This window comes from Planctomyces sp. SH-PL14 (assembly GCF_001610835.1).
Classification (GTDB): domain Bacteria; phylum Planctomycetota; class Planctomycetia; order Planctomycetales; family Planctomycetaceae; genus Planctomyces_A.
Genome location: NZ_CP011270.1, coordinates 7,914,670 through 7,930,064 on the forward strand (window position 1 = coordinate 7,914,670; position 15,395 = coordinate 7,930,064).

A 15,395-nucleotide genomic window follows, 5' to 3' on the forward strand; every position below is an offset into this window, starting at 1 on the left:
GTAGTGGCGGCGGCGGCCGCCGCGGCGGGGACGAGGGGGGGGCGGAACCCGCGCGTTGCTGGTCCGCGGGGCGTGAGCGCTCTAACTTAACAGATTGGTGTTCGCGTCTGTCTTGTGAGTTGTGGAGAGTGCGTCGTGGGCAGTCCGTTTGTCCGTTCCCTGGTCCTCACGTTGATTGCCGCGGCGGTTCCCCTGTCGTCGCGGGCCGCCGAGCCGTCGCGGCCCCGGCTGCTGGTGCTCGTCTACTTCGACCAGTTCCGAGGTGACTACCTGCGGCGGTGGCACGACCAGTACGGCGAGGGGGGCTTCAAGCGGCTGGTGAGCGAGGGGGCCTGGTTCGCGAACTGCCACTACCCTTACGCCTACACCGTCACGGCGGCGGGGCATGCCTCGGTCGCGACCGGGTGTCCCCCGGCCGAGCACGGCGTGGTGGGGAACGACTGGTACGAGCGGTCCGTTGGGAAGAGCGTCAACTGCGTCGGCTCGGACCAGGCGGAACAGGTCCCCCCCCGCACCGCCGAAGGGGATGATGCCGACGAGAAGAAGGGGGCCAAGGGGGGCGTCTCTCCCGAACGGCTGCTGAAGCCGACGATCGCCGACGCCCTCAAGCTGGCGACGGCCGGCCGAGGGAAGGTGGTCAGCCTCTCCCTCAAGAACCGCGGCGCCGCCCTGCCCGGCGGAAAGACGCCGGATGTCTGCTGCTGGATGGACGGCGGCACGGGGCAGTTCGTCACCTCCACCTATTACACCGACAAAGGCGGCTCCGCGGGGCACCTCCCCGGATGGGTGGCGGATTTCAACGCGGGACGGCCGGCCGAGCAGTGGCGGGGGAAGATCTGGGACCGCCTGCGTCCCGAGCTCGACTACGTGAAGCTGAGCGGGCCGGATGACGTCGTCGGGGAGAGCCTGGGGGCAGCGGGACAGGGGCGGGTCTTTCCGCACCCGTTCGAGCCGGCGGATCCCAAGGCGAAGTCCGCGTACCTGAGCGCGATCTATGCCTCGCCGTTCGGCAACGAGCTGCTGCTGGCGGCGGCCGAGGCGGCGCTCGCGGCCGAGAACCTGGGCGGGGACGACGTGCCCGACCTGCTGACCCTCAGCTTCTCGTCCAACGACGCCGTCGGGCATGCGTGGGGTCCGGACTCGCAGGAGGTCCTGGACGTGACGCTCCGCTCCGACCAGATCATGAGCCGCCTGCTCCAGGCGCTCGACGCCAAGGTCGGCAAGGGGGGCTACGTGCTGGTGATGTCCGCCGATCACGGGGTCTGTCCGCTCGTCGAGAACAGCCTCCAGCAGGGTCGGACGGCGGAGCGGGTCCAGCCCGCCTCCGCTCCGAAGGTCGAAGCGTTTCTGTCGGAGCGGTACGGCGACCGGAAGAAGGGGAAGTGGGTCGAGGCGGTCTCGGGGCCGTGGGTCTATCTGAAGCGGGAGGCGATCACGGCGGCCGGCGAGCGGCCGGCGGAGGTTGAGAAGACGCTGGCTGGCTGGGTGCTGGAGCAGTCCGGCGTGGAGGGGGTCTACACCCGGACCGCGCTGACGACGCCGGGGGGGGCGCTCGACGCCACGGGTCGGATGGTGGCGTTGTCGTTCCATCCGGAGCGGTGCGGGGATCTCTATGTCCTGCTGCGTCCCTACTGTCTCCCTGGGTCGGCCGGGACGGGGACGACGCACGGGAGTCCGTGGGAGTACGACACGCATGTCCCGCTGGTCGTGTTTGGAGCGGGGGTAAAGCCGGGGGAGCGGGCCGACCGGGTGTCGCCGCTGTCGGCGGCGGCGATCCTGGCGAAGGCGGCGGGGATCGATCCTCCGACGGGGGCGGTGGCGAAGGTGCCGGAGGGGCTGTTCTCGGCGGAGCCGCAGACGGCGTCCCCGCCGGCAAAGTGACCTGGGCGCAACCCAACGTGATTCGGCCACCGGGGTGCAGGGGGTAACCCCTGCCCGCCGGAGGCGCTTCCATGAGGAACGCTTCAAGCCACACCGGCCATCGCCGTGCGACCCGGAGGAACGATGAACACGGGGGAACGGATCTACTGCTGGGCGGTCGGCGTGCTGACCGTCTCGGTGATTCCGGCGGTGCTGTTCGGCAAGAACCTCCCCATCGTCTACCTCGATCTGGCGATCGTGCCGCTCTACCTGCTGGTGCTTCTGTTCCCGACAGGAGTCGTCCTCGCGTTCTGCCGTTCCACGCGGCGGCTGGCGGCCAGGTTCGCCGTCGCCCTGCTGGTCAGCGGAGTCTGGTTCGCGTTGCTGTGCGTGGTTCCGGCGGTGCGCGGAGGGGCGGGCGTGGGATAGCCGGGCGTGTCGCCGGGATGTTCGGTTGACCGCGGACCACGGTCGCCGGGACAATCGAGCCCGAGGGTTGTGGCACGGCCGTTCCGCCAGACGAGGTCCGCCATGAGTTCCGGACACGCGTGGAGATGCTCCTTAGGCGTCGTGCTGACGCTGGGCCTGATGACCGCCGCCCTCGCCGATCCTCCGAGCGAGCCCCCCTCCCAGCCGGGGCGGATCGACGTGGAGGTCGAGATCGCCGCCTCCGGAGGGAGCGTCTTCTACGACGTCGCCGGACCGGACCGCTCGATCGTCGAGGTGGTTCTCACGGGAGGCCGCCTCACTCCCGAAGCACTGGCCTCGCTGGCGGCTCCCCTTGCGAAGCTGCCGAAGCTGAAAAAGCTGACGATCGCCAGCAAGCTCATTCGGGATGACGACCTGCGGTCCCTGGCCCTGCTCCAGCAGCTCGAGGATCTCCAGCTCAACTGCGACGTGACCGGCGCCGGCGTGGCGCACCTGGGCAGCCTGCAGGGACTGACGAGCCTGGGCTTCTTTTGCAGCCCACAACTGACCGACACGGCTCTGATCCAGACCCGCACTCTGCCGCAGCTCAAGCGCCTGCGGCTCGCCTACACGTCGCGGATCACCGACACCGGCCTCAAGCTCCTGCGGACTATGCCGGCCCTGGAAGAACTGACTCTCAAGTCAACGGGTGTGACGTCCGAGGGGCTCGACGTGCTCAAGGAGTTTCCGGCGCTCAAGCGGGTCTCGGTCAGCGGCTCGCCCGCGTCCTCCTTCACTCGGGAGCGGATCCGGCAGCTGAAAGCGGACCTTCCGGGGTGCGAGATCACGAACTGAAGGCGTGCCTTCGTTGATCCTTGATGCGGTCCGTTCGTGAGGATGTGGTTTGGTCAGGTGATGTCACGGCGCAAGAAAAGAGACGCACTTCACTTTGAAGTGCGTCCCCCTCCTCGATTGCGTCGGCTGCGCCTCGTCAATCCGCCTTCATCGCCTTCCGGAAGCTCGCCAGGTCAAACGCCGCCCCCTTCTTCGCCGCCGCGATCTTCCCCGGCCTGGAAGCTCCTCCCCCCTTCTCCGACGTCCCCGCCCCGGACTTCTCCTTCGCAGTCCGCGAATCAAACGCGGACGAATCGAAAACGGACGACGCCGGCTTCGTCCCCGACTTGGCGACGGATTTCGCTTCGGACTTCGTCTGCGGCACGCGGACACTCTCCGTCGGGAAGACCTCCCAGAGATTGTCCGCCGGATCGATCGCCAGCGACACCCGCACCGCGGAGTCGTAGAAGCACCGCTCCGCGTCTTCCCCCTCCTTGCCGCGATTGAAGCGGATCACGATCGGATAGACCCCCGCATGCTCCCGCGTGGCGCCGGGAGCCAGCTCGAAGGACTCTCCCCCCGCCTGATAGTGGAACGGAGCGTCCATCCCCACGCTCTCCATCGTCACCTTGAACTTGCGGCTCCCCAGCTGCCACCGGCCGTCCGCCAGCGTGAAGACGTACGTGCCGTCCGTCAGCGAGTACCGCGTCGGCGAACCGCCGTTCCCCGGATCAAAGCTGATCTCGCGGCTGCTGCCGGGGTTCACGTGCTCCCACCGATCGGCCTCCAGGCTGTAGCTCTGTCCGCCGAGAAGGAAGTTGACCGCCCCGCCGGTTTCCGAGTCGTTGTAAAGCCGGATTCCGGTCTTGTCGTCGGACACATCGGCAAAGCCCGCGTCGCTCGGACCGACCGGCAGACCGATCAGGTCGGCCGTCGTCGTCGTCAGGCACGCGATCGGCTCGCCCGGCTCGATCCCGGTGATGAGACCGCCGCCGGGGAGATAGAAGATCTGCCCGGGCGGGAGACCGGGGATCACCGCCAGATCGATCTCGTCCGACGGCAGGACGGGGTCGAACGGATCGGCCGGATACTCGTCGTCGAACATCCCCGCGATCTCGCTGCGGGTCTGCAGGTCCGTCGTCAGCTTGGCGATCCGCTTGATGTCGCTTTCAGTCAGCTCGTCATTCTTGTCCGCCACGGCGGTCTCGAGCGCCTTCTCGTACGCTTCGATCATCTCGTCGGTGACCGGTTCCCCCGCCGCCACCTGGTCCTTGATGTCGTCCAGAGCTTCCTGAACGGCCGGAACGTCCCCGACGCCGAGATCGTCCGCCGCCGTCTGCAAGTCTTTGACGTCCGCGTCGATCGAATCTTTCAGCGCCTTCTGAACGGCCGAGTAGTCCTCATCCGCCAGAACGGCGACGTCCGCCGGATCGTACTCCAGGGTGTTGTCCGTCAGCGGAGCCGCGATCGGCGGCGGGACGTTGGGAACGTTTTGCGGGACGACGTTCGGCTGCGGCGTGATGACCACCGTCGGCCCCCGCTGCAGAGGCTGCGGCTGAACCGGGATCCGCTGTGGAACGACGTCGGGCTGCCGCGGGATGTAGTCATACCGCGGCGGGTTGTTCGTCTGCGGCCGCATTCCCCCCTCAGGAAGGATCCGCCGGCCATTGTTCGGCTGTTGGGGTTGCGCAGGCCGTTGCGGTTGTTGTGGGATACCCCGTAGCGCGTCTTCCAATAATCTCGCTGCGTCCTGCCCCGACAGGTTCCGATTGTTCTGCGGCGCGCTCTCTGGAACAAAGCCTTTGGGAAACAGGTTCTGGTTCGGCTGGGTCCGGGGCCGGACATTCGTGTCGGTCTCGGCCTTGATCCCGCCGCTCGGTCGCGACGCCCGGTTGCTGCGCGCATTCTGCGCCCGGATCGGCGACACCGACAGACAGGCCGCCAGACCAACACCGCAGAAAAGCCCCCAACGCCATGTCCGACGCATGATTCTCGCCCCGTTCGTGAAGACTGCACCGCCCCATCGCCCACGCCGGGCCAGTCTAACGGTGCTGCAATCCGCCCCACAGAACCCCAGCACGTCTTTAGGATTTGTAATCCAATCGCGATTGCCAGTCCGTTCGTGCGCTTCCGTTTCGACGGTGGTCGGAGCGACGCAGCCCGGCGACGCGTCCAGTCTCCCCCCCCCGGGGCGAGTGACCTCCCCGCCTCGGCGCTCGCCAGACCACCCCCTCCGCACAGCCTCTCCGGCGTTCCATACGCCCCCGCTTCCCCTCAGTCGAAGACGAGCGTCAACCCCGCCCGTTGCAGCGTCGCCAGACTGCGGCGGATCCCGTCTACCGTGTCATGCAGCGGCTCGTACTCGATCAGGTACACCCCATCAAACCGCATCCGGCTCAGCAGCTCCGGATAGTCCAGGTCATCGTCTCCCACGCCGCACGCCTCCCACCCCGAGCCGACCCGCCTCCAGTCCTTGAGATGACAGTAGTTGATCCGCGAATCGAGCAGATCCAGGTGCAGCGCCGTCGCAGACCCCTCCGCCGCCTTGATGTTCCCAGGGTCGTAGTTAATCCCGATTGCGGCCGGCATCTCCCGAAGCAGCCTCTCGAGCGCCTGCCGATCGGTCGTCACCGTCGGCTGGTGAACCGCTTCGCCGGCGGGACCGGCCGCGATGGCGCCGTGCGTCTCGATCGCAATCCGCAGGTCATGGTTCCCGGCCTCGACGGCACACATCTCCAGGGCCGTGAGCAACTGCCGCCAGAGGGGTTCAGTCATTGAAGCCAGGGGCGTGAACCCCGCGAACAGCCGCACGTGCGTCGCCCGGCAGGCGTCCGCGACCCGGATCTGCCGGAGGACCTTCTCCAGCATCGCCCGGTGCGCCGCGGGATCGGGGAGGGTGAAGTCGTTCTCGATGCAGCAGAAGGGGGTGACGATGTCGAACTCGTCGCCGAGCCGGAGGAACGCGTCGATCTCGTCGTTCGCAGGCTCCTCCGCGAGCCGGCCGAGACGTCCGCCGCCGATCCCGAACTCCAGGACGCGAAAGCCGAAGTCGCGGGCGATCTCGAAGTGCCTCCGCATAGGAAGGTCCCGAAACCCCCACTCTCCACAACCGACGCGCAGCGGACGAAGCCTTCGAGCGGTCACAGCATGCTCCTTCCCATGAACGGGGGAACGACATCCTAAGACGGGCGAGATGGCGTGACCACAGCATGGGTGCCTGTCCGTTGCGCGGCTTCACGGGCATGGAGTTGTTGCCGCTGCTCCAAGTCCCCGAGAACACAGCCGCACAAAGCCGGTGCCAGGCCACGCCGCGGTTGCGGCCTCCTTCTTGAAGCCGACATCTTGCAATATATTCGGATCTCTGACGCGTCAGCGGATTCGAAGGCAGATCCGTCAAGGACCTCATTGCCACCGAATGGCGATTCGACCTGGGCCGGCAGGCGCGTTCGAACGTTGGCGTGTCGAGGTGAGTGCAAATCATTCCGGGGTAGTTCAGCGGTAGAACGCTCGGCTTGGACCGAGTGGGCGCTGGTTCGAATCCAGCCCCCGGACCCAATCTGCGGTGATCGTGAGATGGCAGAGCGCGCACAAGAACCGGGCGGCGAGGTGAAGCCGACAAACGTGAGCCCGGGGTACGCCGCTTTCCAGATCGCAAAAGCTCTGACGACCAGCGAGCAACACGATGACCCAGCGACCCGGCAACGGGCGAGGGAGAAGATCTCCCGCTGGGAGACGGTCCTCAAAAACATCCTGACGGGGTCCGTCCAGTACGGGGCGAGGACGCCCATCGAAGGAATCCCGGGCTGGGCCACTCTGGAAGTTGCCGCCGGTGGCTTTGCCACGGGCGAACTCCTGGCAGGTGGTCCTCTCCAGGAACACGAGGCGACGTTCCTCGAACGCATCCCGGGAACTCCGGCAGGTGACGAGCGTCTCGCACTGAATGCTCATTTCCTGTCCGACGCGGGCCTCGCCGAACTGACTGGCCGGATTCATTCAGGCTGCTACGACGTATCCGTTCCGGAGGAGGGGGCCCTGCTGGTCACGGCATGGCTCGTGGAGAACGGGCACGTCGAGGAGGCCCGCGAACTGCTCAACGAGCTTTCGCCGTTCTTCCCGCGACTTCGCTTCTACCCGGTTCCATTGGAGCAACCGCACCGATTCGGTTCACGCATCCACCTGCAGGACGTGCGCAAGACGATCGAGGACCTCCGCAGGATCAAACCCAACCCGCGCATCGCGGCGCAGCGGAGGGCCGTCCGCGTTTGGCTCCCGCTCCACGACCGCATCATTGCGATGTTCCTCGAAACCGTCGTGAATGGCTGGCCCTGCCAGCACTACCCCGACGCTTGGCCGCAGCGCGCCCTCGGCATCCTCCGCGAGTGGTCGGCGTTGAAAGAGGAGCAAGCCCCCGGTGGAAAGACAGAACGGCCGCATGGACATGCCGCTCAGCTTCGTCAGTTCCTCGACAAGTGCGCCCGATTTCCGGGCAGCTTGACCGGCCGCGAAGTGGGACGCGTTCGCCACATTCTCGATCGCTACCTGACGAAACGGGGGGCGCCGGATTCCCCACGTTGCGTCGAGGCGCGACGACAGCAAGCGGCGGATGTCAGTGCTCCGACTTTTCACGCGATCGCCGCTATCGTGGTCCCGCGCCTGGAGAGGCACGCCGGCGCGGATGGGATTGACAATGTGAGTTCGCTGAACGGGCCCGTCACGGCGCAAGAGGCCGACTTCTCCGGGGTTCCCGAAGGGACCGTCGTTCCGACTTCGATCCGGCGCAAGGTCGAGCGTTGCTTGAACGAAACCGTCGCCGTGCTGATCGAGCGCGGGTTGATCACCTCGGGGGAAACGCTGGCCAGGATCTTGCCGCAGATGACTTCCGGCCTTCGCGCCCTGGGAATCAGGGATCCGACGCTGAGACAACTCTATGCCGCGATCTACCGCGCTTTCCGGCAGCGACGCTCGCTCCTCCTCCTGAACCTCGAGAAGCAGGTTCAGATTGAAGAGCTGCCCTGGGTCAGGGCAATCGAGCGGTTTCGGAGCGACGACCTCTCCAGTAAGGAGTTTGCCCGACAGGCCCTTGAGGAAATCGCGGTCCTGACGCTGTCATCGTTCCCTCACGCCATCCTCCCGAACAAGCTCCTTCAGGAGCTGCGCGCTCTCGTGAAGAGTGCCGATCTGGAGATACCCCTGGTCGACGAACTGGCGGCCGACATTTTCATGGGGCAGTTCTCCGGAAAGTTCGTCGAGGCGGCCTGGCGTGCAGCCGACCTGCTGACTGGCTCGCTTTACGCGCGCTACTACAGCGTCGACTACGAGGTCGTTCGGAAGCTGCCAAAAGCGCAGGAACCGACAAAGGGAACGTCGTTCGGGGAGGCGCGACAGCCAGATTCGGACCTGTTCGCCCAGTACTGCGCGGCCGGCGCCGGAGTCTCGCTTGGAAGCGGGGATCCCGCGACCAATGGAATGATCCTCGAGCGGCAGCAGATTCTCACGACGCAGAACCTCGCCGCATTGTTCGTCGGGTTGAACCTGAACACTGAACTCCGTGGGGAACTCGCCGGGATGGCTCAACATTGCTTCCAGTGGATCTGCCAGCGTCAGCAGACGAAGGTCGATCTGTGGCACGCCAGGTTGACGATGTTGAAGAACACCGCCTCAGCGTGGCGTCAGATGGTTTTCTTTCTGGCCCTGCTTCCCACGACCGCCGTCGCCGAGTTCCTCGCTTGGGCGGACGACCATCTCACCAGGCAGACCGAAGCGTTTCGGCATCGATTTCGACCCGCGCTCCGCGGCCTGGAACTGGCGGCAGACGGCGTCTCCATTGACCAGTTCCCAAACGATAGGGAGATCCGTTGCTTTCTTGGCTGGTCGAAGACAAGACACTGGCTCTTGCCCGATGACGACTCACGAGCAGGGAGGCCCTCCAACGGGTGAAGCGGCGGGACTTTCATCCCGGCCATGTGGCACGCCCTTCCTGCGGCGCGCCGTGGCGGAGACTCTTCGATGCCCGTGCAAAGCCGCGGGGACGTTCCCTCGCCCGTTGTCGCGGGTCGTTCATTCGGCGTCGGGAGGAGCGACGCGCACGCGGTATGCGGCCACGACATCGCCTCCCGTCCAGGTGTTGATTCCAAACGCTCCCATCTTCTGATTGTGAACGACGACCTGGAGTTCGTATTCGCCGATCCTCTGGGGAGCGATCCCGAGACCAGCGTGCGGTTCGTTCGGACGCTTCGGTCGCCGCTTTGAGAGGTGGTGAATGCTCCTCACGATCTCCTGGTCGCTCCACGGAACGTCCTGGGCGAAACGAATCCAGACATTCAAAAGATCCTTCCCGGCGATCCACGGCCCCTGGGCCGACCAGGGCTCCCGCGGCTTCGGCGTGCCTTCGGCCGCCAGTTGCAGATCGATCTGGATCGCCAGCTTCTCGCCGGGCCGCAGCGTCAGGCCGTCTACGACCGGCCGGCCATTGATGGTCCATCCCTTGGCGGTTGCGATTCGGCTCAGTGTCCGGGCCGGCGGTTGGCCCGGCGCTGGACTCGGAGCCTGGCCCGGCTTGGTGTCCGAAACGAAGGAATGACGCGGCGGGACCGCCGGGGGAACGATCGACCGTTGCCAGAGCACGACACCACCGATGAGGACGATGGCGACAGCGGTGAGGCCAGCGATCCGAACGGAGTTAGTCATCTCCAACGACATCATTGCCACTGCGGGTGCCCAGCGCCCACCAGACCGGGACGTGGATCGTGTCCGAGACGAACCTCACGGCGCCGTCGCACAGGAGCAGGTTCACCCCTCCGGCGTGATGGCTGGAGGCGGCTCTCCAGTAACTGGTCTCGAAGGGATATCCTCGGTAACCCGATGGCGTGTTCGGTGGGAGGAGATGCCCGTAACCCGAGCTGGCCGTCCTCCAGTACACTCGCCTGTCGTGCCGTGCCGGATGCGGGTCGAAACGCTGCTGCGGGTCACGGCACGCCGCGATGTAGTCCGCGTCCTGTTCCGGTCCGAAGACCGACTTCAGATTCCAGACGCACCGGACGGGGTCGGCCTGGCAGGCCGCGATCCCGGCTTCGTCGGTGGTCGGAAAGACAGGAAAGTGCAGGCTGGCGCGGCGCTCGGAAAAGAATGCCGTCGATGAGAGACCGTCGGTGACCTCATTCCAGGAGACTCCCCGGTCCATCGCGGGCCCGGATTGGAAGATTCCCTCTCCGCAGTGGAGACAACTTCCACCTGCCACCAGGTAACTGTACGGTCCGGATGACTCGACCGGGTCATGCAGCCGATCCACGGGGCAAAGCAGGATGGGGTGCCATTTGCCAAAGTCACGGTCCGATGCTCCGGCATCAAACCAGTCCCGCAGACCGAGGTAGGGGAACAGTCGGTACAGCATCTGGTAACCGGGCAGGAATCCGTACGTGTCGTGATACTGCTGCCCCGCCAGACCGATCTGCCGCAAGTGGTTCGAGCACTCCATCCGCATCGCGGCCATCCGGGACTGCTGCACTGCGGGGAGAACGAGCGCCAGCAGCAGGCCCAGAATCCCGGCCGCCACCAGGATCTCAATAACGGTGACGCCGCGGCTCGCGCGATGCGTGCTGCACGCCGCCCGTGGGATTCGCCGCGGTCGCCACATGGAACTGGCCCCCATGCTGGTCGGATGCTCTCGGCCGCCTGACATCCGGTCCCGCGGCATTTTCGAGTGCCCCGTCCCAGTTCGCAATCGCGACGCGAGTCCCCGCCTGCGGCCCCCGTAGACATCCGGAGTTCCCGAGGCTGGTCCGCGGGAGACGTTATTGATCGTCAGGGGGAGAGTGCGGCAAGACGTTTGGCGAACTCGGACTTCGCCGACTTGCGCGGATCTTCTTCTGGGGGACCAGCGACTTGCCGGGCCCTCGACCCGCTGGTTGTCGGCCTCAAATATGGCCAGTAGGATGACACCCGAGATGCGATGTCGGTGCGGGATGGTCCGACAAACGCAGACGGGCGGGTAACAACAGCTCCATGGCGGCCTTAAGGGAGGGTGGAAGCGATGTTGTGGTGGATTCTCGGCGGAATCGTGGTGGCGTTCGTCCTGCTCTACGTCATCAGCAGCTGGTCGATGGCCAAGGATCAGGAGCGTTTCGAACGGGACGGCGACCTGGCGAAGTGCTGGATCTCCAGTGCGGGGGACGACCTCTACGTCGTGCACAACGTCTCGGGCGCCGGCGATGCCCGCGTCGTCTTTCTGCTGGATGACCTCCCCAAGAAGAACGCGGTCCTGAAAGAGATCACGGAGCGGCTGACGAACGGAGAGAAGGAGGACGACTCCATCGACTCCGGGAGCGTCAACATGTTCTTCGAGAAGATCAACAGCCAGACGTACCTCGACCCGCCGGTCCGCATGCCGAAGTGGCTTGTCGGAGACCGCAAGGCCTACACCGGAATGATGCAGGTCTACTGGAAGAAGCTGCCCGAGAAGAAGCTGACGAAGTCCTACGTCTACGGACGATTCCTCCTGGGTGAGAAGGGTGGCATCCGGCACGTCCCCTATCCGGAGAACAGCGCCAAGGGTGATGGCTGAGTCGACATGGCCTCTTTCGCCTCTCGGGCGGGAGATGCGTCTGATGTCGCCCGGAGGCCTCGTCCGGCTCAGGCCCTCTCCCTTCGACGGCGAGCGTGTGGCACGGCCGTTCTGCTTTGGGCCAGCAAGGACGGTGCGTCGGGCGAGTGGGAGAGGAGGACGGCGATGTTCTCGGGGTGGATGCGGCGTACCATGTCCTCTCCCCTGGACGAGAGGACGCCCCCAGCCCCATGAACAGTCCGATCCTTTCCCCGCTGCAGTTGGGCGACGGCGACCTCTTTGGCATGGCGTTGCTGGAGCCCGGGCTGACGTCCGACCTCTCGACATGGACCGTGACGATTCATAAGCACGGGCTGCTGACCCAGACTGTCCTGGTGCGTCAGCCCCCCAGGTATGACGACCAGCTCGTCGTGCTGCGGCAGTCCGTTCCCCGGGAACGAATTGATGGATTGAAACAGATCGTACTGGAAGAGGACCTGCTGACCTTCGGCGCATTCCCCACTCTGTACGCCACCGATCAGGAGCAGACGCGGCTCGTGATCCATCTTTTCGGCCAGAGGGTCACGATCGATGCCTACGGTCCCTATTTCACGGTCGAATGCGGCGGGAGTGACGAGGACAAGGCGAAGGCGCGACGGTACTGCAGGTTGTGGGAAGCCATACTCGAGCTGACTCCGTTCACGCCCTATGGCGGTCTGCGATGACGCGACCGGTCCCGTGGTAGCTGTTCACCCGCCAGGGCCCGCTTCACGAACGCGCCTCAGAACGGTGTCGGCGGGGTGGCATGGCCGCTGCCTTGCGCGGTCATGTTGTTGGGAACAGAAGGGAGCGGCATACTCCTCCATGCTCGTGCAGAGCCACGGGGATGCCACCCGGCCGGAGGTCGAATGTCCGAGTTGTTGTGGAATGCTCCCGTGAGCGCCGAAAAAATGGCCGAGGTCTTCGAGACGCTGGAGCTCCGCCCTGGCCAGTCCGTGCTCGATGTCGGATGCGGCAGCGGCGAAGTCCTGATCCGGCTCCGCGAGCGGTCTCCCCTTCGCGGCCTCGGGATCGATCTCTCCGCCGAACGGATCCGCGAAGCTCGGCAGCGGGCGGATGGCCGGGTCGACGCCGGGGAGGTCCGCTTCCTGGAAGCGGATGCCCGAACGCTCGAGATCGATCCCGCTTCGGTCGACCTCGCCCTGTGCCTCGGCTCGACCCACGCCTTCGAACTCGGCGACGGTGCGTACGCGGCGGCCCTCCGACGGTTGCGACGGTGGGTCATCCCGGGCGGTCTCCTGCTCGTGGGCGAACCCTATCTGGAGCGTCCCGCCGCGCCGGAGTATCGAGCAATCCTCGGCGCGTTTCCGCCCGACGACCGGACGCACGCCTCCAACATCGCGATCGCGAGAGACATGGGGCTCATTCCGCTCGCTGCCTGGACCGCCAACCTCGACGAGTGGGACCATTTCGAATGGGGGCATCAGCGGACCATCGAGCGTCTCGCGGCCAAGGGGCCGCCCACTCCGGAGACCACCGCCCTGCTCGAACGCCGCCGCCGGTGGATGGACGCCTACCTCCAATGGGGACGCCGGACCCTGGGTTACGGCACCTATCTCTTCCGCCAGCCCTCCGAATGACCGCGAGGGGATTGCCACCTCCCCTTGGCGTTGGCCGGACTCCGTCCGCGTTGACAGGATCGGTCCCGCCGGGGGCTACTGCTCGTGTTTTGACGAGCGGCGCCGTTACCAGCCGTTGATGAGAGTACGCCGACTTCCCCGGACGGGAACGCCGTTCCGGCTCGGCGAGCGAGCCGTGATCGGTGTGGGTTGGTGAGGGGGTATGCGACACGTGGTCCGCGCTTGCGCACACAAGGCTTCCGGCGGTGTCCGACCAGACAAGCCTCCGGCGGGCAAGGGGCCAAGAAAACAACGCCGCCCTCCCTTGCATCCCCCACCAGGGTAGCCCCTGGACCCGGTGGAATAGGTGCCGCGCTAGCGCGAGCGATCTCGCGGTGGGGGCCACGCCACGGAGGCTTTGCGGAGGGGCGTGGAGACTGTCCAAGCCGTCACGGGCGGATGGCGTGGACACCGCTTCAGGCAGCCATATTGTTGGGAACGGGAGATCCACGCGAAGGCCACTCTGTCGCCCGCGGGACGCGCGATCACTCGCTCCGCGTCGGAGGAAGGCGATCGAAGGTCGTCATCTGGAAAGCGGCCCACCCCGTGCACCACTGCCGGTCGACGTCGCTCGCGGAATAAGCCTGCAGCGTCCACAGCAGCATCGGATTCGCCGGGTCGACACAGGTGGCCGAGTAGTGACTCAGGTTGACTGAGGACACACCCGCATACCGGTAAGCCGTCGTCCCCGGCAGCGCGGAGACCGGCTTGCGCATCGAGCCGGGGGGATCGGTCGCCCCGTGCATCATCACGTACACCGACGGGAACTCGGTCTTCGAGGTCGCGGTGCAGCCGATGCCGACGTTCCCCCGGCTGTCGACGGCAATCGAAGGGTGGATGAAGTCGCGGTCGGGTGAATCGACGAAGCCTTCCTGGATCAGGGCTCCGTCGCGGATCCGGACTCCGTACCACAGGATCCCCGGCCGGGAGTCGCGGGCCCGCTTGGCCCCGTTGCAGCCGTAGACGCTGCCGTTGCGGACGAAGGCGCTGTCGATCCTCCGCCCCCCTCCTCCGGCGCGGATGCTCGGCCCCGGCGGAGGCTGGACCGCCTCCATGAGCGGCGTCCTGTTGTCCGGAGTCAGGTATGTCGAGGCAAGCGGAACGACATGCGCGTCCGAGACGCTCGCCTTGGTTCCCGACCACGTGATCTTGTAGAGAACGAGACGGCCGCAGGTGCCGTCGATGAACTCGTTGGCGAGCAGGACCGCGGGCGCGTCGGCCGGTTTGTCGGGGTCGGGATCGAAGGCCGGCATGGAGCTGAACTGCAGCCCCGGGAAGGCCTGGCCGCGAGTCAGGACCGGCCCGCCGGCGGCAATGGCGTCCGCCTTGGGCAAGACGTAGGCGTCGGTCCCCTTTTGAAAGTCGGCGTCGCCGTTGCAGGAACAGACGTAGAGCCCGTTCCGGTCGATTCCCATCCGCATGTAGGGGTTGATCCGCGGCAGGGGGAGCTTCGCGCCGCGCCAGGGTTGCAGGGGATCGGAACTCGTCGACACGGCGAGGAAGCAATCGGGCTCGGTGGTCCCGGCCGCGCAGGCGAACCAGCGTTCGGAGAGCGGATCGTAGAGGAGGCGGGCGTCGTTCGCGTTCTGGACGGGAACGAGCGTTCCGGCCGGCTCGACCTGCTGCCAGAACTCGCGCGTGGTCAACCTGCGCCGCACTTCGCCCGACCGCTTGTCATGCACGACGAAGCCGGCGACGTCGAAGTCGACAACATGCTGCGGCCCGACCGCCCCGGCAACGTCGATGGACGCCTTCCAGCCGGGACCCTGGTTGCCGGAAAACGCATGAACCACCGCGACATCATCCCCCTGGACCGGAATCGCGCTCACAAACGCGGCCAGCGGGAGACAAAGACACATCACGACGGATCGCATGCCACACCTGCTCAATGAGCGAGATCCACCTTGGACTCCCCCTCCCTGCCGGGATCAGTGCGGTTGGTGAGGGGCATCCGGCATGTCGTTCGCGTTTGGACACTCACTCCTTCAGACATGCCTCGACGGCCAAAGCCTTCGGCCGGCAAGGGGGACTGTGTTGTTTCTTTGGCCCCCTTGCATCCCCCACCAGGGCACCTG

Annotated in this window: 12 protein-coding genes and 1 tRNA gene; 8 read left to right on the plus strand and 5 right to left on the minus strand. The window is 66.1% G+C overall.

Features of this window, described 5'->3' with window-relative positions:
* Positions 1 to 135: 135 nt before the first annotated feature.
* From VT03_RS30500 to VT03_RS30510, 3 genes are all read left to right on the plus strand, one after another.
* Positions 136 to 1,881: an alkaline phosphatase family protein gene (locus VT03_RS30500; protein ID WP_075096488.1), complete on the plus strand. Its 1,746-nt coding sequence runs from the start codon at positions 136 to 138 to the stop codon at positions 1,879 to 1,881.
* 123 nt (positions 1,882 to 2,004) lie between these two features.
* Complete coding sequence (locus VT03_RS30505; protein WP_075096489.1) at positions 2,005 to 2,289, plus strand: hypothetical protein; 285 nt, start codon at positions 2,005 to 2,007, stop codon at positions 2,287 to 2,289.
* Positions 2,290 to 2,391: 102 nt separating this feature from the next.
* Positions 2,392 to 3,123, plus strand: a complete 732-nt coding sequence (locus tag VT03_RS30510) for a hypothetical protein (RefSeq protein WP_156514865.1) — start codon at positions 2,392 to 2,394, stop codon at positions 3,121 to 3,123.
* 136 nt (positions 3,124 to 3,259) lie between these two features.
* Here VT03_RS30510 and VT03_RS30515 read toward each other — a convergent pair whose 3' ends face one another.
* Both VT03_RS30515 and VT03_RS30520 read right to left on the minus strand, forming a co-directional pair.
* Positions 3,260 to 4,741: a hypothetical protein gene (locus tag VT03_RS30515; protein ID WP_075096491.1), complete on the minus strand. Its 1,482-nt coding sequence runs from the start codon at positions 4,739 to 4,741 to the stop codon at positions 3,260 to 3,262.
* Between the two features lie 635 nt (positions 4,742 to 5,376).
* On the minus strand, positions 5,377 to 6,180 hold the full coding sequence (locus tag VT03_RS30520; protein WP_075096492.1) for a sugar phosphate isomerase/epimerase family protein: 804 nt from the start codon (positions 6,178 to 6,180) through the stop codon (positions 5,377 to 5,379).
* Positions 6,181 to 6,583: 403 nt separating this feature from the next.
* On the opposite strand from VT03_RS30520, the gene VT03_RS30525 reads away from it, so the two are divergent.
* Both VT03_RS30525 and VT03_RS30530 read left to right on the plus strand, forming a co-directional pair.
* Positions 6,584 to 6,657, plus strand: a tRNA-OTHER gene (locus tag VT03_RS30525).
* A gap of 498 nt (positions 6,658 to 7,155) precedes the next feature.
* Positions 7,156 to 9,039 carry a hypothetical protein gene (locus VT03_RS30530; protein WP_156514866.1) on the plus strand — a complete coding sequence of 628 codons (1,884 nt, stop codon included), beginning with the start codon at positions 7,156 to 7,158 and terminating at the stop codon, positions 9,037 to 9,039.
* Between the two features lie 120 nt (positions 9,040 to 9,159).
* Here VT03_RS30530 and VT03_RS30535 read toward each other — a convergent pair whose 3' ends face one another.
* Positions 9,160 to 9,789 (minus strand): hypothetical protein, encoded by a 630-nt coding sequence (locus VT03_RS30535; RefSeq protein WP_075096494.1) that lies wholly within the window; start codon positions 9,787 to 9,789, stop codon positions 9,160 to 9,162.
* A complete protein-coding gene (locus tag VT03_RS30540; RefSeq protein ID WP_197489125.1) occupies positions 9,782 to 10,735 on the minus strand; it encodes a DUF1559 domain-containing protein in 954 nt (317 codons plus the stop codon). The genes VT03_RS30535 and VT03_RS30540 overlap by 8 nt, the downstream gene beginning before the upstream one ends.
* A 396-nt stretch (positions 10,736 to 11,131) precedes the next feature.
* Here VT03_RS30540 and VT03_RS30545 point away from each other — a divergent pair, with 396 nt between their 5' ends.
* From VT03_RS30545 to VT03_RS30555, 3 genes are all read left to right on the plus strand, one after another.
* Positions 11,132 to 11,662, plus strand: a complete 531-nt coding sequence (locus VT03_RS30545) for a hypothetical protein (RefSeq protein ID WP_075096496.1) — start codon at positions 11,132 to 11,134, stop codon at positions 11,660 to 11,662.
* 230 nt (positions 11,663 to 11,892) lie between these two features.
* Positions 11,893 to 12,366, plus strand: a complete 474-nt coding sequence (locus tag VT03_RS30550; RefSeq protein ID WP_156514867.1) for a hypothetical protein — start codon at positions 11,893 to 11,895, stop codon at positions 12,364 to 12,366.
* 183 nt (positions 12,367 to 12,549) lie between these two features.
* A complete protein-coding gene (locus VT03_RS30555; RefSeq protein WP_075096498.1) occupies positions 12,550 to 13,281 on the plus strand; it encodes an SAM-dependent methyltransferase in 732 nt (243 codons plus the stop codon).
* Positions 13,282 to 13,805: 524 nt separating this feature from the next.
* On the opposite strand, the gene VT03_RS30560 is transcribed toward VT03_RS30555, so the two are convergent.
* Entirely contained in the window at positions 13,806 to 15,194 is a 1,389-nt protein-coding gene (locus VT03_RS30560; protein WP_075096499.1) for a hypothetical protein, read from the minus strand.
* Positions 15,195 to 15,395: the final 201 nt, after the last annotated feature.

What these genes read in the sequence shown, in the direction of transcription:
- VT03_RS30505 (WP_075096489.1), top strand. Translation starts at nt 2,005, where the DNA reads ATGAACACGGGGGAACGGATCTACTGCTGGGCGGTCGGCGTGCTGACC.
- VT03_RS30510 (WP_156514865.1), top strand. Translation starts at nt 2,392, where the DNA reads ATGAGTTCCGGACACGCGTGGAGATGCTCCTTAGGCGTCGTGCTGACG.
- VT03_RS30515 (WP_075096491.1), bottom strand. Translation starts at nt 4,741, where the DNA reads ATGCGGCCGCAGACGAACAACCCGCCGCGGTATGACTACATCCCGCGG.
- VT03_RS30520 (WP_075096492.1), bottom strand. Translation starts at nt 6,180, where the DNA reads ATGCGGAGGCACTTCGAGATCGCCCGCGACTTCGGCTTTCGCGTCCTG.
- VT03_RS30535 (WP_075096494.1), bottom strand. Translation starts at nt 9,789, where the DNA reads ATGACTAACTCCGTTCGGATCGCTGGCCTCACCGCTGTCGCCATCGTC.
- VT03_RS30540 (WP_197489125.1), bottom strand. Translation starts at nt 10,735, where the DNA reads ATGTGGCGACCGCGGCGAATCCCACGGGCGGCGTGCAGCACGCATCGC.
- VT03_RS30545 (WP_075096496.1), top strand. Translation starts at nt 11,132, where the DNA reads ATGTTGTGGTGGATTCTCGGCGGAATCGTGGTGGCGTTCGTCCTGCTC.
- VT03_RS30550 (WP_156514867.1), top strand. Translation starts at nt 11,893, where the DNA reads ATGAACAGTCCGATCCTTTCCCCGCTGCAGTTGGGCGACGGCGACCTC.
- VT03_RS30555 (WP_075096498.1), top strand. Translation starts at nt 12,550, where the DNA reads ATGTCCGAGTTGTTGTGGAATGCTCCCGTGAGCGCCGAAAAAATGGCC.
- VT03_RS30560 (WP_075096499.1), bottom strand. Translation starts at nt 15,194, where the DNA reads ATGCGATCCGTCGTGATGTGTCTTTGTCTCCCGCTGGCCGCGTTTGTG.